Source organism: Rhodococcus opacus (assembly GCF_012396235.1).
GTDB classification, from domain to species: Bacteria; Actinomycetota; Actinomycetes; order Mycobacteriales; family Mycobacteriaceae; genus Rhodococcus_F; species Rhodococcus_F opacus.
In genome coordinates this window covers 23,419-46,205 of sequence record NZ_JAAXPA010000003.1, presented here as the reverse complement: position 1 = coordinate 46,205, position 22,787 = coordinate 23,419, and the positions used below count along the sequence as shown (strand labels likewise).

General features: G+C 69.1%; 26 protein-coding genes. 7 read left to right on the top strand and 19 right to left on the bottom strand.

The window, feature by feature from the left end:
* Positions 1 to 61 precede the first annotated feature (61 nt).
* From HGB39_RS04260 to HGB39_RS04240, 5 genes are read left to right on the top strand one after another with little or no spacing between them, the layout of a single operon-like run.
* On the top strand, positions 62 to 715 hold the full coding sequence (locus tag HGB39_RS04260; protein ID WP_005254746.1) for a DUF6474 family protein: 654 nt from the start codon (positions 62 to 64) through the stop codon (positions 713 to 715).
* Positions 716 to 733: 18 nt separating this feature from the next.
* Complete coding sequence (locus HGB39_RS04255) at positions 734 to 1,252, top strand: hypothetical protein (RefSeq protein ID WP_065488601.1); 519 nt, start codon at positions 734 to 736, stop codon at positions 1,250 to 1,252.
* Between the two features lie 41 nt (positions 1,253 to 1,293).
* A complete protein-coding gene (locus HGB39_RS04250) occupies positions 1,294 to 1,962 on the top strand; it encodes a YcnI family copper-binding membrane protein (protein ID WP_005560933.1) in 669 nt (222 codons plus the stop codon).
* Positions 1,959 to 2,492, top strand: coding sequence for a copper resistance CopC family protein (locus HGB39_RS04245; RefSeq protein WP_005560932.1), 534 nt, complete (start codon positions 1,959 to 1,961; stop codon positions 2,490 to 2,492). The genes HGB39_RS04250 and HGB39_RS04245 overlap by 4 nt, the downstream gene beginning before the upstream one ends.
* A gap of 5 nt (positions 2,493 to 2,497) precedes the next feature.
* A complete protein-coding gene (locus HGB39_RS04240) occupies positions 2,498 to 3,436 on the top strand; it encodes a CopD family protein (protein ID WP_054248468.1) in 939 nt (312 codons plus the stop codon).
* Positions 3,437 to 3,486: 50 nt separating this feature from the next.
* On the opposite strand, the gene HGB39_RS04235 is transcribed toward HGB39_RS04240, so the two are convergent.
* Positions 3,487 to 4,416, bottom strand: a complete 930-nt coding sequence (locus tag HGB39_RS04235; protein ID WP_005562716.1) for an NADP-dependent oxidoreductase — start codon at positions 4,414 to 4,416, stop codon at positions 3,487 to 3,489.
* 52 nt (positions 4,417 to 4,468) lie between these two features.
* Entirely contained in the window at positions 4,469 to 5,119 is a 651-nt protein-coding gene (locus HGB39_RS04230; RefSeq protein ID WP_005562714.1) for a UdgX family uracil-DNA binding protein, read from the bottom strand.
* A gap of 105 nt (positions 5,120 to 5,224) precedes the next feature.
* Between HGB39_RS04230 and HGB39_RS04225 the strand changes: the two genes are divergently transcribed.
* Complete coding sequence (locus HGB39_RS04225; protein WP_005562712.1) at positions 5,225 to 5,590, top strand: RidA family protein; 366 nt, start codon at positions 5,225 to 5,227, stop codon at positions 5,588 to 5,590.
* 107 nt (positions 5,591 to 5,697) lie between these two features.
* Positions 5,698 to 6,258, top strand: coding sequence for a MarR family winged helix-turn-helix transcriptional regulator (locus tag HGB39_RS04220; RefSeq protein ID WP_005248915.1), 561 nt, complete (start codon positions 5,698 to 5,700; stop codon positions 6,256 to 6,258).
* 9 nt (positions 6,259 to 6,267) lie between these two features.
* Here the strand turns inward: HGB39_RS04220 and HGB39_RS04215 are convergent, their stop codons facing one another.
* The 17 genes from HGB39_RS04215 to HGB39_RS04135 all read right to left on the bottom strand — a co-directional run bounded on the left by HGB39_RS04215 (position 6,268) and on the right by HGB39_RS04135 (position 22,783).
* Positions 6,268 to 6,957: a TetR/AcrR family transcriptional regulator gene (locus HGB39_RS04215; RefSeq protein WP_037203371.1), complete on the bottom strand. Its 690-nt coding sequence runs from the start codon at positions 6,955 to 6,957 to the stop codon at positions 6,268 to 6,270.
* A 20-nt stretch (positions 6,958 to 6,977) separates the two neighbouring features.
* Positions 6,978 to 8,009: a Rieske 2Fe-2S domain-containing protein gene (locus tag HGB39_RS04210; RefSeq protein WP_005573551.1), complete on the bottom strand. Its 1,032-nt coding sequence runs from the start codon at positions 8,007 to 8,009 to the stop codon at positions 6,978 to 6,980.
* 1 nt (position 8,010) lies between these two features.
* A complete protein-coding gene (locus HGB39_RS04205) occupies positions 8,011 to 8,223 on the bottom strand; it encodes a recombinase-like helix-turn-helix domain-containing protein (protein ID WP_005248918.1) in 213 nt (70 codons plus the stop codon).
* A 12-nt stretch (positions 8,224 to 8,235) separates the two neighbouring features.
* Complete coding sequence (locus HGB39_RS04200) at positions 8,236 to 9,195, bottom strand: PDR/VanB family oxidoreductase (RefSeq protein WP_052024089.1); 960 nt, start codon at positions 9,193 to 9,195, stop codon at positions 8,236 to 8,238.
* A gap of 110 nt (positions 9,196 to 9,305) precedes the next feature.
* Positions 9,306 to 10,040 (bottom strand): MBL fold metallo-hydrolase, encoded by a 735-nt coding sequence (locus HGB39_RS04195; protein WP_005254757.1) that lies wholly within the window; start codon positions 10,038 to 10,040, stop codon positions 9,306 to 9,308.
* Positions 10,041 to 10,128: 88 nt separating this feature from the next.
* Entirely contained in the window at positions 10,129 to 11,277 is a 1,149-nt protein-coding gene (locus HGB39_RS04190; RefSeq protein WP_005573553.1) for an MBL fold metallo-hydrolase, read from the bottom strand.
* On the bottom strand, positions 11,278 to 12,408 hold the full coding sequence (locus tag HGB39_RS04185) for an FAD-dependent monooxygenase (protein WP_005573554.1): 1,131 nt from the start codon (positions 12,406 to 12,408) through the stop codon (positions 11,278 to 11,280).
* A complete protein-coding gene (locus HGB39_RS04180) occupies positions 12,405 to 14,054 on the bottom strand; it encodes a thiamine pyrophosphate-binding protein (protein ID WP_081276606.1) in 1,650 nt (549 codons plus the stop codon). Before HGB39_RS04180 ends, HGB39_RS04185 begins: the two co-directional genes overlap by 4 nt.
* The gene (locus HGB39_RS04175) at positions 14,047 to 14,829 is read right to left on the bottom strand and encodes an SDR family oxidoreductase (protein WP_005573556.1); all 783 of its coding nucleotides are present in this window, start codon (positions 14,827 to 14,829) and stop codon (positions 14,047 to 14,049) included. The genes HGB39_RS04180 and HGB39_RS04175 overlap by 8 nt, the downstream gene beginning before the upstream one ends.
* 16 nt (positions 14,830 to 14,845) lie before the next feature.
* Complete coding sequence (locus HGB39_RS04170) at positions 14,846 to 15,595, bottom strand: 3-oxoacyl-ACP reductase family protein (protein ID WP_005573557.1); 750 nt, start codon at positions 15,593 to 15,595, stop codon at positions 14,846 to 14,848.
* A 2-nt stretch (positions 15,596 to 15,597) separates the two neighbouring features.
* On the bottom strand, positions 15,598 to 16,104 hold the full coding sequence (locus tag HGB39_RS04165) for a cupin domain-containing protein (RefSeq protein ID WP_005248926.1): 507 nt from the start codon (positions 16,102 to 16,104) through the stop codon (positions 15,598 to 15,600).
* Positions 16,105 to 16,118: 14 nt separating this feature from the next.
* Positions 16,119 to 16,901 carry an alpha/beta fold hydrolase gene (locus tag HGB39_RS04160; protein WP_005573560.1) on the bottom strand — a complete coding sequence of 261 codons (783 nt, stop codon included), beginning with the start codon at positions 16,899 to 16,901 and terminating at the stop codon, positions 16,119 to 16,121.
* Positions 16,898 to 17,827: a VOC family protein gene (locus HGB39_RS04155; protein ID WP_005254764.1), complete on the bottom strand. Its 930-nt coding sequence runs from the start codon at positions 17,825 to 17,827 to the stop codon at positions 16,898 to 16,900. Before HGB39_RS04155 ends, HGB39_RS04160 begins: the two co-directional genes overlap by 4 nt.
* Positions 17,828 to 18,018: 191 nt before the next feature.
* Positions 18,019 to 19,527 carry an aldehyde dehydrogenase gene (locus HGB39_RS04150; RefSeq protein WP_005573561.1) on the bottom strand — a complete coding sequence of 503 codons (1,509 nt, stop codon included), beginning with the start codon at positions 19,525 to 19,527 and terminating at the stop codon, positions 18,019 to 18,021.
* A complete protein-coding gene (locus HGB39_RS04145) occupies positions 19,524 to 20,906 on the bottom strand; it encodes an MFS transporter (protein ID WP_005573562.1) in 1,383 nt (460 codons plus the stop codon). Before HGB39_RS04145 ends, HGB39_RS04150 begins: the two co-directional genes overlap by 4 nt.
* A gap of 129 nt (positions 20,907 to 21,035) precedes the next feature.
* Complete coding sequence (locus HGB39_RS04140; protein WP_005254767.1) at positions 21,036 to 21,746, bottom strand: ABC transporter ATP-binding protein; 711 nt, start codon at positions 21,744 to 21,746, stop codon at positions 21,036 to 21,038.
* Positions 21,743 to 22,783 (bottom strand): ABC transporter permease, encoded by a 1,041-nt coding sequence (locus HGB39_RS04135; protein WP_005254768.1) that lies wholly within the window; start codon positions 22,781 to 22,783, stop codon positions 21,743 to 21,745. Before HGB39_RS04135 ends, HGB39_RS04140 begins: the two co-directional genes overlap by 4 nt.
* Between the last annotated feature and the right edge of the window lie 4 nt (positions 22,784 to 22,787).

Here is a 22,787-nt window from a genome sequence, read left to right as displayed (position 1 = left end):
AGCACCGGATGCAGTTGGTAGCGTGGGCTGCGCTGAAACACCAGGAAAAGGGGTCTTTTCGATGGGGTTGTTGAAGAAACGTAAGTCCCGAGCCACCCGCAAGGCGGAAGCCAAGGCACTCAAGCACAAGGCTGGAGTGGAGGCGAAGCTGAGCGCGAAGAACGAACGGAAGCGCGACAAGCAGGCCGCCAGTGCCGGCCGCAAGCTCGAGGCTGCCGAACTGAAGTCGCTGAAGAAGGTCGAGAAGGCTCAGATCGCTGCGTTGAAGGCCGAGGAGAAGGCCGCCGCCCAGAAGGGTTTCACGGTCGCCGCCGTCCGTAAGTACCTCGGCGTCGCACGCCTGCTGACGCCGGTGCTGCTGCCGATCGCCTACCGCGCCGCCACGGTCGTGCGCGGGCAGATCGATGCCCGCCGTGCCGACCGCCTGGGCGTCGACATCGATCAGCTCGCGAACTTCACCGGGCACGGCGCCAAGCTCAGCGCCCGCATCGCCGGCGCCGAAAGCTCCACCACGGAGATCCTCGGGCAGAAGCCGGACGACGCGGAGACGCAGCAGTTCGCCGCCGCTATCCGCGACCGCCTCGGCGACCTCAACACCGCGGTCCGCGCGGCCGAGCAGATGCCGCAGGCCCGCCGCAAGGCCGCCCATCACGCCATCTCAGCCGAACTCGACGGAGTCGAAGCCGATCTCCTCGCCCGCCTCGGCGTGCGCTGAACCGCCCGACCCACCGCAATGTCCCCCGCCCGCCCCGCCGCGACCGCCACCCTTCGGGGCTCGGCGGTCGGTGCGCTCGTGGCCGCTCTCGCGGTCGCCGCGCACGGCATCGGCGGGGGCGGCCTTCCCGAATCCGCGGCGCTGACCCTGCTGTTCGTCACGTGTAGCGGGGTCGGCGCGGTCACCGCGCAACTGCCCGCACGCGTCCACGGCCCGCTCGCGCTGGTGGGCGCCCTCGGTGTCGGCCAGGTGGCCGGACACTTCGCTCTCACACTCACCTCGCACGTGCACTCGGTGGTCCCTGCCGTGCCGATGCTGGCCGCGCACGCGGCCGCCACCGTGATCTGCGCGCTGCTGATCGCGAACGCCGAGCGTCTGTACGGCCCCCTCGTCCACGTCTGGCGGGTGGTACTCCGCGGCGAACCGCAGCCCGTCTCGGCGGCGCCTACGGCGCACGTCCCCGCGCGTCCCGCGAATCCCGTGGACGCCCTGCTGCGCGCGAGCATTTCGCGTCGCGGACCCCCGGTCCCGGTCTGACTCTCACCTCTTCTCGCTTCAGACCCTCAAAAGGACCTTCGATGAATTCCCTCTTTTCCCGTGCCCTTTTCACGGCCGGTGCGGCCGGCGGCGCCATGCTGCTCGCGGCCGGTGTCGCCGCCGCCCACGTCACCGTCGTCGCCCCCGGCGCCGAACAGGGCGGCTACTCCGTCCTGACCTTCCGAGTTCCCACCGAATCCGAGACGGCGTCCACCACCAAGCTGACCGTCACGCTCCCCGACCTGAAATCGGCTCGCACCACCCCACTGCCGGGGTGGACGTCCGTCGTCGAGAAGGACCCGACGTCCAAGCTCGCGAAGTCCGTGACGTGGACCGCCGACCCTGGTGTCGGTGTCGCGCCCGGCCAGTTCCAGCAGTTCGAGCTGTCCGCCGGACCGCTGCCGGAGCAGGACGAGGTGTCGTTCGCGGCCGCCCAGACGTACAGCGACGGCGAGGTCGTCAACTGGGATCAGGCGGTCGGCGCCGACGGTGCGGAGCCCGACAAGCCGGCACCCACGCTCACGCTGGCCGCGGCGAGCGGTGAAGACCACAGCCACGACGCGGGCGGCGCCACGACGTCCGAAGAGACCGAGACGACGGCGTCCGGCACCGACGACACCGCCCGCTGGCTGGGCGGCGTCGGCCTGATCCTGGGCGCACTCGGCGCGGCCCTCGGTCTCGGCGCCATGGTCCGGAGCCGTCGCTCATGAGAAGACGCATCACCTTCACGTCGGTGACGGTGATCGCGGTCGGACTGCTGACCATGCTCGCGAGCATGCTCGGGGCAGGCACCGCGCTCGCCCATTCCGTCGTGATCAGCTCCACCCCCGAGAACGGTTCGGAGGTCGCGGCCGGCCCGGAACGGGTGAGCGTCACGTTCAACGAGGCGCTGCAGGAATCGTTCGCGTCCCTCACCGTGGTGGGACCCGACGGCAACCTGTGGACCAAGGGTGACCCGGCCGTCGAGGGACCCACGGTCAGTGCCGAACTCGGCGAGCTGGGACCGGCCGGTGTGTACACCGTCGCGTTTCGCGTCACGTCCGCCGACGGGCATCCGGTGAGCGGAACCCGCACGTTCACCCTCACCCAGGAGGGGTCGGGCACGCCCGGCGCCGCGGCCGACAGCTCGGGCGAATCCGGCAGCGGCGGAGTTCCGCTGTGGCCGTTCATCGTTGCCGGTGTGCTCGTGTTCGGCGGCGGGCTGTGGTTCGCGCTCCGCAAGCCTCGCGGCGAGAACTGAGCACGGTGGGTACGGCGCGACAGTCCTGGCTGCTGTTCGCCGTACCCACATCGCTCCTCGGGGTCGCGTGCGGTTGGGCGTTGGCGCAACCGGAAGACCCGTCCCCGTCGAGCGCCGTCCGGGCGCTGTGCCTGGTGCTCGGTTCGGCGGTGCTCGGACTCGCCGCGCTGGGCTGGTGGAGTCGCGCGGACAGCCGTCCCCTCCTGCGGGACCAACGGCTGTGGCGGTTGTCGACCGCGGTCGCCGGTGCGTGGATGCTCGCCGAGGCGGTGCTGCTGTCGATGACGGCGGCGGAGGCCGACGCCCTGGGGTTGTCCGAGCTGTCGGTCGGACGGTTCGGCGCGTACGTGACCGAGATCAGCGCGGGACGCGTCGACCTCGCCGTTCTCGTGTGCACGGCCGCGGCCACCGCGTGGTCGGCCGTCGCGTTCCGCCGCACCGACGCCCGGCTCCCCGTGCCCGTTCTGGTGCTCGCGGCCCTCGCCCTGGTGGCCCGGCCGATCACCGGCCACATGTCGCAGCAGGTTCTCGGCTCGGTCCTCGACGTCGTCCACGCACTGGCCGCCGCGGTGTGGTTCGGGCTCCTCGCCGCCCTCGGCCTGATGCTCCGGTCGCGCGGGGACTGGTCGTCGTGGCTGCCGCGGTATTCCGTCGTCGCGTGGCGGTGCGTGTGGCTGCTGACCGCGACCGGGATCGTCGACGCCGCGGTCCGGCTGGGTGGGGTGACGCCACTGTTCGACACCGGTTACGGCCGCATCGTGCTCGCGAAGGCGGTGGCGTTGGCGGCGCTCCTCGGGCTCGGCTGGTGGTGGCGGCGAACGTGGGTCGGGCAGGCCGCCGCGCACCGGATCAGCGCCGAAGGGTCCCTGCGGCGCGCGATCGTGGAGGTGGTGGTGATGGCCGTTCCGTTCGGTCTCGCCGCCGCCCTCGCTACCACCGCCTGACCCGTGAGTACATATTAACGTCCGGCGGTTAATAAGTACTCACGGGCGCGTCAGCGCAAGAGGATCTTCCCGCGGCTGCCGCCCTTCTCGCCGGCGCGCTGAGCGTCGGCCGCGTCGGTCAGGGGGAAGGTGCGGGCCGGCGGGAGGGCCAGCGTCCCGTCCGCGGCGAGGGCGCCCAGCCGGCGCAGGGTCTCCGCGCTCCGGTCGCCGGCGTTGCCGGACGAGAAGGTGATTCCCAGCCCGAACGCGGCACCGTCCGACAGCGTCACGATCCGGTCGGTGCCCCCGCGCAGGTCCATCGCCGCCTCGAGTCCGCCGAAGCCGACGTCGAGGACGGCGTCGACACCGTTCGGCGCGAGTTCGCGGACCCGGTCCGCCAGCCCCTCACCGTATGTCGTGGGGGTCACGCCCAGCTCCCGCAACGCGTCGTGGTGTTTCTCGCTCGCGGTACCGATCACGGTGACACCCGAATCCAGCGCCAGTTGCGCCGCAATGGTTCCCACCGCACCCGACGCGCCGTTCACCAGTAACGTCTCCCCGGACTTCGGCTTCAGGAGCCGCAGTCCACGCGTGGCGGCTTCGCCGGCTACCGGAATGGTGGCGGCGTCCGTCCAGCTCAACCCTTTCGGCTTAGGCACGACGATCGAGGCGAGCGCGTATTCGGCGTAGCCGCCGGTGTCGGACCAGCCGAACACCTCGTCGCCGACCACCACACCGGTCGCCTCCGGACCGACCGCGTCGACCACGCCGGCCACTTCGCTGCCCGGGATCTTCGGGAACTGCACCGACATCACCTCGGCCATCGACCCCGACCGCAGCTTCCAGTCGATCGGGTTCACGCCGGCCGCCCGGATGACGAGGCGCACCTGGTTGCCGGTGGGCTCGGGCACCGGCACGTCGTGGGTCTCGAGCACTTCGGGACCACCGTAGGACGAGTAGGAGACTGCCTTCATGGTCTGTTTCGCGTGGGAATTCGTCATGAAGACAATCTCGTCCTCGGCGGTCCGTCGCGCCAGACATTCGGCTGGTTGATCACAGGGCGGCGGCGGCCTTCGTCAGATCGGCGACGAGGGCGTCGAACGCGTCGTCCCGATCCTCCGACGGTCCGCGGAGCACGGCGGACGGGTGGATCGTCGCGAAGACGTCCGGATCCACGTCGACGTCCACCTCGCCGTCGAGGTGCAGTAACTCTCCGCGGTGTTCGGTGAGCCGGAACGACGGGCCGAGCAATGCCTGCGCGGCGGTGGCCCCGAGGCACACGAGGACGTCGGGTTGCACCGCCGCCAGTTCGGCGATCAGCCACGGCCGGCACGCGACGATCTCGGTGCGGTTCGGCTTCTTGTGGATTCGGCGCTTGCCGCGTTCGGCGGGGACGAACTTGAAGTGTTTGACCGCGTTGGTGACGTACGTGAGGTTCCGGTCGATGCCCGCCGCGTCGAGCGCCTTGTTCAGAAGCTTTCCCGCCGGGCCGACGAACGGTTCACCGGCGCGGTCTTCCTGATCGCCCGGCTGTTCGCCGACGAGCATCATCCGCGCGGATCGCCTGCCCGCGCCGAAGACGGTGTGCTCGGCGTCGCGGTACAGATCGCAGCCGTGGCATCCGTCCGCCGCGTGGGACAACGCGTCGAGGTCGACGGTGTTCGGCACGAACGGTGCGGCCGAGGGCTTCGTGGCGCGTGACATGTGCGTCGAGTACCCGTCGGGCGGAGCTTCATTCGCACAACACTGTCAATTAGTTTAGCGCTAAGATATAATCACCGGAGAAGCCCACCGAGAAAGCGAGCCTCCATGTCCCTCACCGAAGTCACCACCCACCACCCCTACAGCCCGGCCGTGGTCGCGGGCGGACTCGCGTTCGTCTCCGGCGCACTGTCCGTCGATGCCGAGGGCACCGCCGTCCCCGGCCGCACCGAGGCGCTCGACGCCGCCGTGGACCGCATGGTCGATCGCCTCGCCACCGTCGGCGGACAGCTGAAGGACGTCGTCAAGCTCACCTACTACGTCACCGACCTGTCGTTGCGCGAGGAGGCGAACCGCCAGTTCGAGCGCATCTTCGACGAACCGCGCCCCGCGCGCACGTTCCTCGAGGTCAGCAGCCTCCCCTACGGCGCCATCGCCGAGATCGACGCCGTCGCGGCGGTCGGGGGACGCTGACAGCGCACCTGTCCGGCAGCGCCGCGGGTCCCCGTTCCGAGAAATGGACGGGGACCCGCGGCGCGTCGCCGTCACTTATGCTCGTTCGATATCTTGGTACTAAACAGATGAGACCCTCGAGGATTCAGGAGGTGCGCCCGGTGACGCAACGCCCCGTTCCAGATCGCGATGCCGTCGACGACATCGTCGACCAGTGGGCCCACCAGTGGCCCGACCTGGATGTGAGTCCACTGAAAGTGCTGGGCCGCCTGCACCGTTCGTATCTGCGCTACCAATCGTCCCTCGCCGCCGTGTTCGAGGAACACGGCATCAACATGGCGTCGTTCGACGTCCTGGCCGCCCTCCGACGTTCGGGTCCGCCGTACCGGATGACGTCCGGACAGCTGGCGGAATCCGCGCTCGTCACCACGGGCGGTGTCACGCTGCGCGTCGACCGACTCGAGAAGGCGGGACTCGTGCAGCGCGAGCGCGACGCCGAGGACCGCCGCATCGTGCACGCGCAACTCACCGACGAGGGCCTGCGGGTGATCGAGAAGGTCGCGGAGGCCCACTTCGCCAACGAGTCGCAGATCCTCAGCGGGATGTCGAAGGACGATCAGGCGGCGTTGGCCGAATTGCTCCGCAAGCTCGAGCACTCGATCGTCGAGAACCAGGCCCCCACCGCCTGAGCGGATAGATCAGCTGGCCGCGCGGGAGGTCAGATCGGCGACCTCACCGAATCCGATGAACCGTTCGGATGCCGCCGTCATCTCCACGATGAAGCGTCGCTGCTCGTCCTGCGATGCACCGATCAGGCGCGCCGCACCCGTCCACTGCGCCTCGGACAGTTTGCGGGCGAGTTGGGCGGGTTCGGCGCACGGCGTCGCGATCCCGGCCTGGTTGAGCCGTTCGATGAATCGGATGTACCGGCCGAGGATCCGGTTGTGTGCCGCCTCGAGCTGTTCCCCGATCACGGGGTCGACGGCGGCGCGGTCCTCGATCATCGTGAACAGGCGTCCGCTGCTGTAGACGGTCTCGATGAACGCCGCGGTGGCCGCGCGCAGGACGGTGCGCGGGTCCGCGTCCGGCGGGACCGGGATGCGCTGAGCCTCGACGAACGTGTCGAAGACCGCGGCGGCGACGGCACGGAACGCGTCGTCGCGGGACGCGAACCGGGCGGAGAATTCGGCCTGCGACACCCCGGCGGCAGCGGCGATGACCGCCTCGGAGGTGCGCTCGTATCCCAGTTCGGCGAAGCACCGCCCCGCCGCTTCGACCAACGCGAGCCGACCTCGATCGTCACCGTTCGTAAGCACCGCTCGCGCCTCCTCGTACCCCGGCCGGCGCCCGACGTGTCGGCCGTCACACATTCTTGGTTGACATTTCATTCACGTCAACCCGCGCGACCTTACGCCTGCTGAAGTGCCTTCGCCTGGGCCTCGGCCTGCGCCCGGTAGAGCCGGCGGAGCCGGATGACGCCGAGGTCGTGCTGGTACAGGTTCTCCGCCTGGTCCGCGTCGAATGCCATCGCCTCGAGCATGGTGCGGTCCTGCTCGAGCACCACCCAGTGCCGCTCCTCGAGCTTGGTGCGGTACAGGAACCGCCAGACGTCGCGTTCCCAGCCCTCGACCTGGCGGTACCGCCAGAAGAACACCGCGGTCGTCTCGGCGTCGATCGGCGTTCCCATGCCGACGATGCCGAACGAGCCACCCGGGCCCGCGGTCGGCGGGTACGGGATCTCGAGGTCCACCCAGTCGATGCCGGTCCGGCAGAATTCGACCCAATCGAAGTTCACACCCCGCTGGTCGGTCTTCTCGAAGAAGAACCCGCGATCGGTTTCGCGGATCCGGAACTTCGCGGACGTCTCGCCGCCGAACATCGAATGCGATTCGCGGTGCAGGAACGCTCCGTGCATCGGGTCGAGCAGGTTCTCCAGAGTGAACCGCCACGGCGCCTTCCACTCCGCGTAGCAGAGGAAGTGCGAGATGCCGTCGTCGGTGAGACGCTCGGGCAGTTCGAGTGGCGCGGGTTCGGCGTCGGGGTCGGTGCCGAACCAGGCGAGCACGGCGCCGGCCACTTCCTGCACGGGGAGGCTGGTGACGAGCCGCTTGCCCTCGAGGTTGCAGCCGGGCATTCCGGGGACGGAGACGACGGTGCCGCCGCCGTCCACCTGCACGCCGTGGTACTGGCAGGCGACGCGATCGCCGAGGTGCTGGCCCTGCGACAGCGGGGCGCCGCGGTGCGGGCAGCGGTCGGCGAGCATGCGGAGGGTGCCGTCGGACTGACGGAACAGCAGCCAGTCCTCGCCGAGGCGGCGCACCTTCTTCATGTCGCCGCGCGCGACGAAGTCGGACGGGCACACCGCGTGCCACTGGTCGCGCATCCCGGTCGCGAAGATCTCGTCGCCGGTCAGTGCCGCCTTGTGCAGTCGGTTCACCATGTCAGGCCCCCATCCGTCGGATCTCGTCCGTGAAAGTGTCGGTGGTCCAGGCGTCGCCGCCGGGACTGTGGATGCCGAGGGCGTTCAAACCCTTCACCAGGCCTTCGAGGTGGTGCACACCGGTGCCGAAGACCTCTTCGATCGCACCGGCCAGCTTCCGTTCGTACGGGGTGGGTGCCGTGCCGGACTGGCGTGGTTGCAGATACAGGCTCATGGTTCTTCCCTTCTAGAGATCCAGCACGAGCTCGTCGGAGCGGGCGCGGGAAACGCAGATCATGATGGTGGTGCCGGACTCCTGCTCGGAGCTGGAGAGCAGGGAGTCGCGGTGGTCGGGGGTGCCGGCGAGGACGCGGGTTTCGCACGTCCCGCAGATGCCTTCGCGGCAGGAGTTGGGGACGTCGACGCCGGATTCCTCGAGGGTGTCGAGGATGGTCCGGTCCCGGGCGACGGTGGCCGAGATGCCGGATCGTTCGCAGATCACGCGGACGGGGCGATCACCGGCGAGGGTGTCGGCGGGGATCTCCTTCGCCTTGAACCGCTCGAGCCGGATCGTGCCGTCCGGCCAGGAGCCGGCGAACCCCTCGACCGCGCCGAGCAGTCCCTCGGGGCCGCAGGCGTAGACGAGCGTCTCCTCGCGGGCGGTACCGAGGATGTCGGCCAAATCGAGGATGCCCTCGGTTTCCTCGGTGACGACGTGCACGCGGTCGCCGCATCCGGACAGTTCGTCGAGGAACGCCATCGACGCGCGGGCGCGGCCGCCGTAGTGCAGTTCCCATTCGGCGCCCATGCGTTGGGCTTCACCGATCATCGCGAGGATCGGCGTGATGCCGATGCCGCCGGCGATGAACACGTAGCGCGGCGACGGCAGGAGTTCGAAGTTGTTGCGAGGCGCGCTCACCGACAGGCTGTCGCCGGGCCGCAGCGTCTCGTGGACGTGCCGGGAGCCGCCTCGGCCGGTCACCTCGTGGAGGATCGCGACGCGGTACCCGGTCTTGTCGTCCGGGTCTCCGCAGAGGGAGTACTGGCGGACGGTCCCGCGGTTCAGGTGCAGATCCAGGTGGGCGCCGGGCGTCCACTGGTCGACCGCGCCGCCGTCCTGTCGTTCGAGGCGAAGCGAGACCACGCCCGCGGACTCGACCCGCATCTGACGCACCATCATGGGGACGGTGTCTGCGTCTGTTGTCATCGCTCACTCCCAGGCTCAACCGAAGGCGTAGTTCCTTAGTGCTCAATAATTTAGCACTAAGATGTATCGTGCGCCACAGTTCAGGGGAAATCTGTCGAACACAGGTCGAGCTACTCCGCTTCGCGGTACCGCACGGTCTCGGCCGCGAGCCGCTCCTCGTACGCCTGTGCGAGGTCGTGCAGACTCTGCACGCAGTCACCGGTGAACACCGGCGCATGCATCGGCGCCAGCAGCAGGGGTTCCAGATCGGCGAGTCCCCGGATCGTGGGCCCGAGCGCCGGTGACAGGCACGTCGCGTTCCCCATGTCCTCGGCCGCGATGGCCGGGCCGACGATCTCCTCCTCCGTGGCAGGCGGATGATGCCCGAATGCGGTGAACAGGTCACCGCAGAACAGCGTCTGCGTCGTCTCCTCGAAAACCAGCCCGGCATCCCACCCGTGCGGAACATGCGGAGTGTCGAGGTGACGGACCCGCCTGGTGCCCGTCTCCATCACGTCGCCGTACTGCAGGGGACGCGGCATGCGATCGGCGAGGTCGTTGACCTGCACGAAGCAACCCATCGCCCCGTGCGCGACCTCGGCGTTCGGCGCGGCCGCCAGCCACGAGTTCATCGCACCGCACTCGTCGGCCTCCACGTGCCCGAACGTGATCCACCGCAGCCTGTCGAGAGGAATCAGCCGGCCGACCGCCGCGGACACGGACGGGAACAGCGCACGCTGACCGGTGTGGAACAGCAGCGGTTCCTCACCGTCGACGAGGAACTGGTTCATGATCAGGTTGGGCTCGTCCAGATACGTGGACAGCCGGTAGATGTCGGGAGCGATCTCGGTAATCGTGGTGTCCATCCCTGGCTCCGATCACGTCACGGTGTCGTGAGGACAAGCCTTCTCGGGACAGCGGCGGCGCGCAAGATCCTGCGGGTACGCGATGGCGCTACCGGCGTTGCCCGACGCCGATCCGGACGAGGTCGTGCCCGACGGTCACGGTGCCGGCGAACGTGGACTTCACGCCTCGTTCCCACTGGTCGTCGGTGATCTGCCGGGGGTCGCCCGGCCCGATGTGGGAGAGCACCACCTGACGGACATCCGCATCGGTGGCGACGCGCCCGACGTCCTGCGCGGTGGTGTGCGCCTGGATCATGTGCTCGACCAGTGCGGAACCCGAAGTCTGAGCGTAGAAGTCGACGTCGATCACCTCGTGGACGAGGATGTCGGATCCCCGGGCGAGTCGAACCACGTTCGGCGACTTCGCGGTGTCGCCGGAGAACGTGACCGCACCGTCCTCCGTGTCGAACCGGTAGGCCAGCGAGGGGTAGACCGGGCCGTGCGGAACCAGTGTCGCGGTGACCCGGACCCGGTCGTCTTCGAACACCGGGAACGGCTCCATCTCCGGCGCCGTGTTGTCGGCGGACGCACCCGCCGACTCCGGTGGCAGTACATCGTGCAGCGACAGCCGCTGCCCGTAATCGGAGTGGGCGCCCTTTTCGACGTTGCGAATGTTGATGTCGTAGGCGAATGCGTCGAGTACGCCCGCGAACAGATCGGTGAGTCCGGGTGCCGGCGACGCCGGACTCTGGATCGGAATACTCTGGCCGCCACGCGGTGCCGACAGTCTGCCCGCCGACCCCGGGCCGTACACCGGCACCACGTTGCGGAATGTGTACGACGGTGTCCCGCCCGGCAGCCAGAAGACGTTGAACAGATCGGCGATGTGATCGCTGTGCATGTGCGTGACGAAGACGCCACCGAGCGAATCCGCGGCGATACCGGCCTGGATCAGCTTTCGGCTCGACCACGGACCCGCGTCGATCAGATACGGTCTGTCGCCGACGACGAGCACACTGGACGTGCCGCTCCGCCCCGGCACGGCGATGGGTCCGGCCGCCGTGCCGAGCAGGATCAGCGTGGTTGCGTAGCCGTCGACGTCACCGGACAACTCGTAGGCGTCCGGTGGCGTCACACCACTCGGCTGCGCGTCCGAGGTGTGGGACGCGCAGCTCGTCGCGGCGACGGCAGTGGCGGCGGAACCCAGCAGGGCCAGCGCCCGCCGCCTCGACAGCGGACGTCGGCCGACAGGTTCCATTCACGCGTCCGTTCGGGCCGCGGCCAACTCCAGCGGCACGTGCCAGGCGTCGTATTCGTAGACCCAGTCGCCGTTTCCTGCGACCTTCAGCCACTCGTTGGACCGGGAGCCGCGCTGGATGCGCGAGGTCCGCTGCAGTCGCGTCTCCTGGTAAGCCTGCAGCGCGACCGCGGGGTCGTCGAACAGGCTCAGGCAGCGGGACAGGACGACGGCGTCTTCGATGGCCATGCCGGCTCCCTGCGCCATGAACGGCATCATCGGATGTGCCGCGTCGCCGAGGAGCACGGCGCGCCCGTCGGTCCACGATGCCAGCGGGTCACGAACGTAGAGAGCCGATTTCAGGACGTCGTCGCAGGCGTCGAGAAGGGCTCGCGCCTCGGGGTGGAAGTCACGGTACAGCTCACGCAGTTCGGTGACGGAACCGGGTGTGGTCCACGATTCCTCGGTCCACTCCTCCTGGCCGCAGGTGGCGAAGACGAAGATGTCCTTGCCCTGGTTGAGGGGGAACGTCACGATCTGCGTCGACGGATTCGGCCCCCACCACTTGGTGAAGCAGTCGAGGTTCGGCAGGTCACCGACGCGTTCGGTGGGGACGACGGCGCGGAACGCCACGACCCCGGTGAACGTCGGCTGTTCCCGCCCGAGGAGAGCGGTCCGGACCGCGGAGTGAATGCCGTCGGCGCCGACGATCACGTCGGCGGAAACCGAACTGCCGTCGGTGAACTCGATGCGGCCGTCGGCGACGCCGCCGACCCGGCGACCCATTTCGACGACACCCGACGGCAGCCGGTTCTCGAGCGCGGTCATGAGGTCGCCCCGGTGCATGGTCAACTGCGGTGCGCCGTACTGCTGTTCCGCGCTGTCCCCCATCGGCAGCCGGGACGTTTCGGCTCCCGTGTCCCACGTGCGGCTGATCCGGAACTGCGGCCGGGCGGCTGATTCGCGGATCGCCGGACCGATGCCGAGTCCGTCGAGAGCCCGGACCGCGTTGGGGGTGAGGTTGATGTCGGCGCCGACGCGGGCGAACTGCCTCGTCTGCTCGTAGACCGTGACGTCGAGACCGAACTTGCGGAGGGCGATCGCCGTGGCGAGTCCGCCGATGCCGCCACCGCAGACGGCGACCGTGGTCACTGTGCAGCCTTTCCGGGGACCGTGACGGGCGGCGTGAACGGTGCCGGCATGTCGCCGTAGGCGGCGAGATCGACCTCGACGATCACCGGCGCCTGCCGCGACACGGCGTCGGCGAGCACCTCGTGGGCCTCGGCGGCGCCACCGATCCGCAGGTACGGCACACCGATGGACTGCGCCAGCAACGGGAAGTCGGGGGTGACGAGGTCGACGGCGTAGGTGTCTTCGCCGCCGCCCTTCTGCATGTTGCGCAGCACACCGTAGCCGCCGTCGTTGAACACGAGCAGCACCAGCCACGGCTTCTCCTGCGCCATGGTCAGGATCTCGCCGAAGTGGACGGCCAGGCCGCCGTCGCCGACGAGGGCCAGGGTGGGACGCGTCTCGTCGGCCAGTGCGGAACCGATGGCCATGCCCAGGCCCTGCCCGATGCCGCCGCCGCGGGGGAAGACGTTGGACTTGGGGTCGAACATCGGCAGCAGCCGGTTGCCCCAGGAACTCGACGCGATGGTGACGTCGCGGGCGATCACGGAATCCTGCGGGAACGCGGCACGCACGGCGTCGCACAGCACGGCGTGATCGCCGAGTCCGGCGCGCTGCTTGCTGCGGACGAGTTCGCGGGTGGCGCGGGCACGTTCGGTCCAGGCGGCGTCGACGGGCGCCAGGCCCGACAGCTGCCGGAGGAACGTCGCGATGTCGGCGGTGACCCCGGCCTGCGCCGGGTAGACGCGTCCGACCGCGGCCGCATCGATGTCCACCTGCACGTGCACGGCGGGGACGGGCATGGAGTAGTCGCCGGTCTCGTTGGACCGGAAATGGGTGCCCAGCGACAGCAGCAGGTCGGCGTCCCGGAGGAGCTCGCGCCCCGCGGGGGTGTTGCCGTAGTTGCCGATGCACAGCGGGTGGTCCTCGGGCACGGCGCCGCGCCCGGAGTTGCTGGTGAGCAACGGGACTCCCCATTGCTGCACCAGTTCGGTCAGCTCGGCACCGGCCGTGGCGACACCGCCGCCCGCCCAGATCACCGGGCGTTTCGCCGACTGCAGCAGGGCGAAGGCGACGGCCAGCTCGTCGACGTCCGGCGTGCGCGGCGACTCCGCCACCGGCTCGACGACGTCGATGACGTGCTCCGCGTACTGGAGGTCGATCGGCCATTCGATGCTCGACGGTCCGCCGGGCGCGGCGAGCGCGGCGGCGACGCCTTCCCGCAACACCTTTCCGGCGCTGTCGGTGTCGAGGATGGTGGCGGCATGCTTCGACGTCGCCGTCAGCATCCCCAGCTGATCCTTGGTCTCGTGGATGAATCCGCGACCCGAGCCGAGGTACCGGCTCTCGACGTTGCCCGTCACGTGCAGCACCGACGTTCCGGCACTGAGCGATTCGATCAGCGAGCCGGCCGCGTTGCCGGCACCGGTGCCGGTGCTCGTGAGAGCGCAACCGAGACCGCCGGTGGCCCGGGCGTACCCGTCCGCCGCGCTGACCGCGGTGGCCTCGTGCCGGACCGGCACGAACCGCAGGTGCGTGCTGACCGCCTGCACCAGGGGCTGGTTGTGGACGCTCACGATGCCGAAGACGGTGTCGACACCGGCCTCGCGCAGCACCTGGACGAGCAGGTCGCCCCCATTACCCACAGACATGGTGTTCCTCTCAGACATAGCGCGCGACGCCTCCGCAGACGTCGAGGCTGGTGCCCGTCACGTAGGACGAGCGGGGGGACAGCAGGGTCACGATCATGGTGGCCACCTCGTCGGCGCGGCCGAACCGGCCGAGGCCGATGCCGCGGTCCTGGGCGATCTCCGCCTCCCATTCGGCGAATGTGGCGTCGGTGCCGGATTCCTCGTAACGGCGCCGCCACTGGCCGGTGTCGACCAGTCCGAGCGACACCGAGTTGACGCGGATGCCGTCGGCGGCGAGTTCGAGCGACAGCGACTTGCTGAGGTTCAGCAGCCCGGCCCGGGCGGCGCTGGTGGTGACCAACCGCGGCTCGGGCTGACGTGCGAGCACCGCCGAGATGTTGACGATGGACGCGGCGCCGGACTTGCGCAACAGTGGCAGGGCTGCCTCGACGGTGTTGAGGACGCTGGAGAACTTGAGGTCGAGTTCGTCGCGCCAGTCGTCGAGGGTCGCCTCGCCGCGCGGGACCATGCGGGACTTGCCTGCGTTGTTGACCAGACCGTCGAGGCCGCCGAATCGGGCGACACCGGCGTCGACCAACGCGGCGACCGCGGCCGGGTCCCGGACGTCGCAGGACGCGGTGAGGACGCGGTCGCTGCCGGGCAGCGGTGCGATGACGGAGTCGAGCCGGTCGCGGTCGCGCGCGCAGGTGACGACGTTGGCGCCCTCCTCGAGCAGCATCGCGACGGTGGCGAGCCCGACTCCCGAGCTTCCGCCGGTCACCAGGTGGGTGCGGTCTTTCAGTTGCAGGTCCACGACGTGGTCCCCTTCTCTAGTGCAGGACGAATCCGCCGTTGACGACGAGTTGCTGGCCGGTGATGTACGACGCCTCGGGCCCCATCAGGAACGCGACGGCGCCGACGAGATCCGACGGCTGCTGTGGCCGCTCGAGCGCGCGGTTGAGGCGGTACAGCTCGTGCCGATGCTCCGGAACCTTCTGCGCCGATTCGCTTTCGGTCAGACCGGGCGAGACGGTGTTGACGGTGATGCCGTGCGGGCCGAGGTCGCGGGACATGGCGCGGGTCAGCGCGGCCACCCCACCCTTGGAGGCGATGTAGTGCGCGAGACGCGGCGAACCGTACAGGGCGGCGTCGGAGCCGATGGTGACGACTCGTCCGCCTCCGTTCCCGATGATGGAGGGAATGATCGCCCTGCTCACGAGGAACGTGCCGCGCAGGTTGACGCCCAGCACCCGGTCCCACTCGTCGATGTCGAGTTCGTGAATCGGTTTGCCGCCCACGCCGTCCGCGAGGGCCGCGTTGTTGACGAGGCCGTACAACGGGCCGCCGGCGGTGACGGTGGCCGCCATCGCGTCGACGGACTCCGCGTCGCGGAGATCGACCCGGACGAACTGCGCCTTGACGCCGTCGGCGCGCAGGCTTGCCGCCGCGTCCTCGCCCCAGTCCTCGCGGATGTCGGCAAGCCACAGGGTGGCGCCGTCCTCGCCGAGCCGGCGGGCCAGGGCGAGGCCGAGACCCCGCCCCGCCCCGGTGACGAGAATGCTGCGGCCGTCGAGACTCATGGTCAGTCCCGCGTCACGCCGTGCATGGCCGACGTCTCGGGGTACGTCGGGATCTGCGGCTTCTGCGCGCCGATGATGACGCAGAACAGAGCGTCCTTGTCGCCGTTGTTCTTCAGGCTGCGCGGAACTCCGGCCGGGACGACGATCATGTCGCGGTAACCGAGGGTGCGCTTCTCGACCTGGCCGTCGCGGTGAACACCGACCTCCACCTCGCCCTCGAGGACGAAGAAGGCTTCCTCGGCGTCGTGGTGGGTGTGCTCCGGGCCCTCGGCGCCGGGGGGAAGCAGCATGTTGGAGAACGTGAATCCGCGCGAGACGATGGTGCGGTTGTCGTTCTCGTGGTTACCCGTCGCGCCGGAGCCGACGTAGCGGATCTGCGCGCGCTTGAACTGGTCGCCGGCCTTGGCCTGGAAGCCCAGGGTGTCCCAGTCCTCGTGGCGGGAGCCACGGGTGAGGATCAGCGAGTCGGTGAATTCCTTCAGATCGGCGGTGCCGTATTCGAGTGTCATGTCGTGCTCCTTCTCTAGAGGTGGTTGCGTAGGCGTTCGGTGATGTGGATGAAGGATTCGACCCAGGCGTTGAAGGCCTCCGGCCGCTCCTGGTTCGCGAGGTGTCCGGCACCCCGGATGGTGACGAACACGGCACCCGGAATTACGCCTGCGAGAACCTGACTCGCCGGAACCCCGGTCACTCTGTCCTCGTCTCCGCCGAGGACGAGTGTGGGGATGTCGATCTTCGGCAGATCGGCCGTGTGATCGGTGGCCGCCATCGACTCGGCGGCGTACCCGTAGCCGGGCAGCCGGATCGACGACGCCATGATCGCCGTGGCCTTCGCGGTCAGTTCGTCACCGGCGGTCCCGGACAGCAGCCGCGGGGCCCGTTCGGCAGCAAAGGCTTCCGCGCCTTCCTGCTCGAGCGTCGCGGCCCGGGCGCGCATCCGGCCGGCGGCGTCGCCGTCCGCGCCCGAGCCGACGGTGGAACTGCCGAGCAGCAGACTCCGCACGAGCCCGGGGTGGCGCAGCGCCAGCCGGGTGGCGATCACGCCGCCCCACGACATTCCCAGGACGTGCGCTCCCGCGTCACCGCAACGGTCGCGGATCACGTCGGCAGCGGCGTCGGCGTAGTCGTCGAGGTCGAACGGACGACCCGGGTCTTCGCTGCGGCCGTAGCCGGGAGCGTCCCAGGCCAGCAGTCGCAGCGACGAAGACAGTTCGTCGAACTGTGGAACGAAACTGTCTGCGCTGCCACCGATCCCGTGCAGCATAAGCAGCGCGGGGCCGGAACCGGATTCGACGACGTGCGTCACGACGCCCGCCCGAGGTCGAACCGCTCGAACGCTCCGGGGTCGGGGATGCCGGCCATGTGGTCGCGGACCTGCTTGGACGGCGGGCCCGCGGTGCCCCACAGGTCGGAGAGTTCGGGAACCCGGCGCCAGACCTTGCACAGCCACCGGTCCTCGTCGACCTGTGCGATGCCGGACGTGTACTCGCACACCAGCCCTGCCGGGTCGGCGAAGTAGGAGAACGTGTTGTCGCCGGGGCCGTGCTTGCCCGGACCCCACAGCGGCACGGTGCCGTGGTGACGCAGCCGGCCGATGCCGCGCATGAAGTGGTCGACGGTGGGCATCTCGTAGGCGACGTGATTCACCGACGTCCACTCGGCCTGGTTGAACGCGATGCTGTGATGGTCGGTGTTGCAGCGCAGGAACGCCATCTGGTGCTCGGACCAGTCGGAGACCCGCATGCCCAGGACGTCGCAGTAGAACGTCACCGCGGCGTCGATGTCGACGGTGTTGAGGACGACGTGCGTGACGCCCACCGGGACGGCGTCCTCGCGGCCGAGCTTCGGGACCGCCAGCGCGTCGGCGAGCAGTTCGACGACGCGGCCCTCGGGGTCGACCAGGCTGACGCCGTAGCCGCCGCCGAGATCGTCGACCGGTCCTGGGCCGCTGACGATCGGGACGCCGCGGAGTTCGAGTCGGCGGGCGGCTTCGTCGACCTCGGCCGGCGTGGCGACGGCGAACGTGATGCGGCCGAGGCCGTTCCGCTCGGCCTGGGTGAGTTGCAGCGCGTGGTGGTGCTCACCGGTTCCCCGCAGCCAGGCACCGTCCGTACCCTGCTCGACCACGCGCAGTCCCCACACCTCCGAGTAGAAGTCGGTGGATTCGATGCTGGCCTGTGTGCGCAGTTCGACGGAGCGCAGGCACCGCAGCCGGGCTATGGGTTGGTTCATCGCATGCCTCCAGTTGCTTAGGTCTCAATATCTTAGCGCTAAAGTAATAGGTCGTACAGAGCTGACGGGAATTTCTTTCCGGACGACCTACTACTTCAACTTCCCCGTGGGCCGATGTGACAGCGGTTCAGTCAGACGGAACCCGTGTGACATTCGGCGAGCAAGCTTCAGTCAGCCCACGAGCGGGTCGCTCAGTCAGCCCACGGATTGGGTTCCTCGTCGAGGCCCCAGTAGATGCTCTTCTGCCGCGAGTAGGCGGCGATACCGCTGCGCCCCTTCTCCACCCCGAGTCCGCTCTCCTTGACGCCACCGAACGGCGTCGAGATGCTGAACTGCTTGTAGGTGTTGATCCACACGGTGCCGGCCTGGAGTCGGCGGGCGAGTTTCCAGGCGCGGCGGTAGTCGCCCGTCCAGATTCCCGACGCCAGACCGAACACCGAATCATTGGCCTGTGCAACCAGATCCGCGTCGCCGTCGAACGGCAGGACCACGAGGACGGGTCCGAAGATCTCCTCCTGGCAGGTGCGCGAATTGTTGGGGAGCCCGTCGATGATCGTCGGCAGGTAGTACGCGCCGTCGCGGAGCCGTTCGTCGTCGGGGATCGCCCCGCCGCACAGCACTCGTCCGCCCTCTTCGCGAGCGAGGTCGACGTATGCGGCGACGCTGTCGCGGTGCTTGCGGTGGACCATCGGCCCGACCTGGGTGTCGGGGTCGCGGCCGGGCCCGAGTCGCAGTCGCTGCGTCTTGGCCACCAGCTTCTCGCGGAATTCGTCGTAGATGCGGCGGTCGACGAACAACCGGGATCCGGCGATGCAGCTCTGCCCGGTGGACGAGAAGATCCCGTACATCACGCCGTTCACGGCGGCGTCGAGGTCGGCGTCGTCCAGCACGATCGTCGGCGACTTGCCGCCGAGTTCGAGCGACACGGGCATCAGCTTGTCGGCCGCCGCGTGGGCGATGGACCGTCCGGTGTTGGTGCCGCCGGTGAACGTCACCTTCCCGACGCCGGGGTGGGTGACGATGGCGTCGCCGACCACCGAGCCCTTGCCCGGCAGCACCGACAGCAGCCCCTTCGGCAATCCGGTCTGGTCGATGAGTCGTGCCAGTTCCAGCGACACCAGCGGCGTCCACTCGGCGGGCTTGAGGACGACGGCGTTGCCTGCCGCCAGGGCGGGGGCGATCTTCTGCGCGTCGCTGGCCACCGGCGAGTTCCACGGTGCGATGGCGCCGACCACGCCGATGGGCTCGAGAACGCTCATCGTGAGGAAGTTGCCGCGCGGGGTGGTGAGGTCGTCGTCCGCGGTTTCGAGGACGGCAGCGAAGTAGCGGAACGTGCCCGCCGCGCTGCCGACGAGTGCCGTGGTCTCGGCCACCGTCTTGCCGGTGTTGTAGCTCTGCAGCAGCGCGAGCCGCGACGTGTTCGCCTCGATGGCGTCGGCGATGCGATGCAGGTACTTCGCCCGCTGGTGCGGAAGCAGCGCGCGCCACGCCGGGTCGTCGGCGGCGGCGCGGCCCTTCCGGACCGCCTCGTCCGCGTCGCCGGCGGTGGCCTGGTGGATCACCTGCAGGGTTTCGCCGTTCGACGGGTCCGTGACCGCGAACGCGGGGCCGTTCGCCTGCCGCCACTGCCCGGCGACGAGGATCCGGTCGGCGACCGGGACGAACGGCAGTGTCTGTGGCGCGGTGTCGAGGATGGTCACTGGGAGATCTCCTCGAGGGTCTTTTCGCGGGTTTCGACGGCGAAGAAGCCGACCACGAGGGCACCGATCATGGCGACCGCGGCGAACATTCCGAAGACGACGGTGAGTGTGCCGCCCCCGTCGAGGATGGCGCCGACGGCGAGGGGGCCGACGATGATGCCCAGGCGTCCGCTCGCTCCGCCGATCGCGCAGCCGATGGCTCGCATCCGGGTCGGGTACAGCTCCGCGGTGTAGACGTAGAGCGCCATGTTGACGGCGAAGACGAACAGCGCGGATCCGGCCGACCAGAACAGGACCTTCGTCGCGGTGTCGGCGCCGGAGGCGGCGAGCAGGAACAGCAGCGACGAGCACAGGACCATCGACGCGGTGATGCAGATGCGGCGTCCGAGGTTGTCGATGAGGAACGCGACGAGGATGCAGCCGATCAGGCCGGCGACGCTGGTGACGATGCTGTAGTGCAGGGCGGTGTCGACGCTGACGTCGAATGCGGATCGGTACAGCGTCGGCAGCCACGACGCGATGCCGTAGTTGACGAAGTAGGCGCACCCCCAGATCGCCGCGAGCATGAGGGTTCTACGCAGGTAGATGCCCCGGAAGGCCTCCGCGAACGTTCCGCGGCGGTTGTCGACGGCGACGGCGGGCAGCGGCTGCGGAGCCGGCAGCGTCTTGCCGTACTTCTCGGTGATCTCGTTCTCGATGCGGGTCATGGCATTGTGCGCGTCTTCGAAGCGGCCCCGGGACGCGAGCCAGCGCGGCGACTCGGGCAGCTTCCACAGCAACGGAAGGAGCACGACGGGCAGCGCGCCGAGCGCGAACAGGATCTTGTAGCCGAAGTTCGGGACCACCCACGCCGACACGATCGCGGACATCACGAGGCCGATCGGGAAGATCACCTCGTAGAGCAGCACGAATCGTCCGCGCTTGTGGGCTTTGGTGATCTCGCCGATGTAGCTCGCCGCGACCGGGACCTCGGCGCCGAGGCCGATACCCTGCACGAATCGGAAGACGAGGAAGAGCATCAGGCTGTCGGTGAACGCCATGCCGAGGCTCATCACGGCGTAGAGCGCGAGCGAGAAAATGATGACGTTGAGCCGGCCGACGCGGTCGGCGAACCAGCCGCCGGCGAGGGCGCCGACGAGCATGCCGATGCCGCCGATGGCGATCACCCAGGCGATGTCACCGGGGGTCAGGCCCCACTTGGGGATGAGAACGGGGAGAGAGTACGCGATCATCAGCTGGTCGAAGCCGTCGAAGAACGTGACGGCGCCGACGATGACGCGGGCCTTGATGTGCCACCTGCTCATCGGCAGGCGTTCGAGTCGGGCGCTGATCATCTCAGCTGTGGCAGCCATGGCGGGCGATACCGTCGTCATGAGCATCCTCAGGGTTGGGTCGAGGCATTTACTTAAGCCCTCAAAGGCTTACCACTAAGATGTAATCTCACGCACATGAGAAACGTCAACCCTTGACTTTGGAAGAAACATGTTATTCACACCTGTGCGTACTTATTAACCTTCCGCGGTTAACAAGTGCTCACGGGTGAGAGAGCCGTCGACTACGCGGTGGACTGCATCCATTCTGCACAGATGCGTGCGGTCGTGTGTCACGAGCAGCGTCGCGACCTCGCGTTCTCGCACGACACCGAGGATCAGATCCATGATCGCGGCGCCCCGTTCCTGATCGAGCGCGCTGGTCGGCTCGTCGACGACCAGCAGCGACGGATCGTTCATCAGCGCCCGGGCCAGGTTGACCCGCTGCCGCTGCCCACCCGACAACTGCGCGGGCCTCTTCCCGGCGTGATCTGCGAGGCCGACGGCGTCGAGCAGGTCGCGAGCCTTCGCGCGCCCGGCCCGCCGCGGCACGAACATCCGCTGCCCGAGATGCGCCATCACCTCCAATTGTTCGAGGGCCGTCAACGACGACACCAGATTGGGCTGCTGGAACACGATGCCGATCCGGTCGCGCCGCAGCGTGGACGCCTCCCGCCGGCTCAGCGCGGTGAGTTCGGTGGTGCCCAGCCGGACGGAGCCCGAGTCGGGCCGGATCAGCGTCGACGCCACCGCGAGGAGCGTCGACTTTCCGGAACCGGACGGACCGGTGATCGCGGCGATCTCACCCCGGCCGAGGGTCAGCGACACCGAGTCGAGGGCGGTGACGCGTCCCGCGCCGTCGGGGTAGGTGAGGGTGACGGCGGCGAGGGTGAGGGCGGGGGTGGTCATCGTGTGCTCCCGAGGGCGGTGAGGGGGTCGGTGGTGAACAGGAAGCGGAGCGCGAACGCGGCGCCGAGGAGGCCCAGCCCGACGAGGGCGGTGGCGGGCAGGACAGTGGTGGCGATGTCGAGCACGAACGGCACGGCGTCGCCGATCATCGACCCGGCCACCGCCGCCGTCCCGGCACCGACACCCACACCGGCGAGCAGGACGACGAGCGCCTGCCCGAGCGCGTCCCGCACGAGCGACCCGGTGGACGCGCCGAGGGCCTTCAACGTCGCGACATCGGGGGTGCGCTGCAGGGTCCAGACCGTGAAGAACGCGCCGATCACCAGTGCGGAGATCGCGAACAGCATCACCGTCATCAACGTCAGCGACCCGTTCTCGGAGGTATAGGAGCCGATGGCGGAGAAGGAGTCGGCCACACTTCGTGAGGTCGTCCCCGCGACGGCGTTCGTGGCGTCGTCCCCGCCGGACACCGCGAGCACCGTCGCCGCACCCCCGCGTGGGTTCGCGTGCTGCCAGTCGGCGAGCGTCATCCACACGGCCGGGCTGTGGCCGTACCAGTCGTCGCCGCGGACCGCGGTCACGGCGAACGTGACGTCGCCGACGGTGAGACGGTCGCCGGCGCCGACGCCGAGGGATCGCGCCGCGCCGGCCCCGAGGATCACGGTTCCCGGCGCGGACGGTGCACGGTCGCCCACACCGCCGTCCGCGCCGACCAGTGCCACCCCCTTCGCCGCACCTCCTACTGCCGACGCCGAGCCTCGTCCGACGCCGATCGGCTGCACCGACTCGGCGCTCCGCCGCCACACGGCCACCTGCTCGGACGTCAGCACGGACTCGTCGAACGACGGACCGTCGTCGGAGGCGGCGAAGACCACCGACTCGGCGTCGATGCGTTCCACGACGGACACGTTCTGGTGACGCAGTCCGGCCGTGAGACCGCTGAGAAACGTGACGAGCAGCGCGATCAGCACCACGACGACGGATATCAGCGCGAATCGACCACGCGCGGCACGCAGGTCTCTCGATGCGACGAACACAGGT

Coding starts and splice junctions, on each gene's coding strand:
- HGB39_RS04210 (WP_005573551.1), bottom strand. CDS start 8,009: ATGGTGAACCGACTGCACAAGGCGGCACTGACCGGCGACGAGATCTTC.
- HGB39_RS04215 (WP_037203371.1), bottom strand. CDS start 6,957: ATGAAATGTCAACCAAGAATGTGTGACGGCCGACACGTCGGGCGCCGG.
- HGB39_RS04190 (WP_005573553.1), bottom strand. CDS start 11,277: ATGGAACCTGTCGGCCGACGTCCGCTGTCGAGGCGGCGGGCGCTGGCC.
- HGB39_RS04170 (WP_005573557.1), bottom strand. CDS start 15,595: ATGAGTCTCGACGGCCGCAGCATTCTCGTCACCGGGGCGGGGCGGGGT.
- HGB39_RS04235 (WP_005562716.1), bottom strand. CDS start 4,416: ATGACGAATTCCCACGCGAAACAGACCATGAAGGCAGTCTCCTACTCG.
- HGB39_RS04195 (WP_005254757.1), bottom strand. CDS start 10,040: ATGGACACCACGATTACCGAGATCGCTCCCGACATCTACCGGCTGTCC.
- HGB39_RS04230 (WP_005562714.1), bottom strand. CDS start 5,119: ATGTCACGCGCCACGAAGCCCTCGGCCGCACCGTTCGTGCCGAACACC.
- HGB39_RS04180 (WP_081276606.1), bottom strand. CDS start 14,054: ATGTCTGAGAGGAACACCATGTCTGTGGGTAATGGGGGCGACCTGCTC.
- HGB39_RS04205 (WP_005248918.1), bottom strand. CDS start 8,223: ATGAGCCTGTATCTGCAACCACGCCAGTCCGGCACGGCACCCACCCCG.
- HGB39_RS04220 (WP_005248915.1), top strand. CDS start 5,698: ATGAGACCCTCGAGGATTCAGGAGGTGCGCCCGGTGACGCAACGCCCC.
- HGB39_RS04245 (WP_005560932.1), top strand. CDS start 1,959: ATGAGAAGACGCATCACCTTCACGTCGGTGACGGTGATCGCGGTCGGA.
- HGB39_RS04155 (WP_005254764.1), bottom strand. CDS start 17,827: ATGAACCAACCCATAGCCCGGCTGCGGTGCCTGCGCTCCGTCGAACTG.
- HGB39_RS04140 (WP_005254767.1), bottom strand. CDS start 21,746: ATGACCACCCCCGCCCTCACCCTCGCCGCCGTCACCCTCACCTACCCC.
- HGB39_RS04255 (WP_065488601.1), top strand. CDS start 734: ATGTCCCCCGCCCGCCCCGCCGCGACCGCCACCCTTCGGGGCTCGGCG.
- HGB39_RS04260 (WP_005254746.1), top strand. CDS start 62: ATGGGGTTGTTGAAGAAACGTAAGTCCCGAGCCACCCGCAAGGCGGAA.
- HGB39_RS04165 (WP_005248926.1), bottom strand. CDS start 16,104: ATGACACTCGAATACGGCACCGCCGATCTGAAGGAATTCACCGACTCG.
- HGB39_RS04145 (WP_005573562.1), bottom strand. CDS start 20,906: ATGCTCATGACGACGGTATCGCCCGCCATGGCTGCCACAGCTGAGATG.
- HGB39_RS04200 (WP_052024089.1), bottom strand. CDS start 9,195: ATGACAACAGACGCAGACACCGTCCCCATGATGGTGCGTCAGATGCGG.
- HGB39_RS04225 (WP_005562712.1), top strand. CDS start 5,225: ATGTCCCTCACCGAAGTCACCACCCACCACCCCTACAGCCCGGCCGTG.
- HGB39_RS04250 (WP_005560933.1), top strand. CDS start 1,294: ATGAATTCCCTCTTTTCCCGTGCCCTTTTCACGGCCGGTGCGGCCGGC.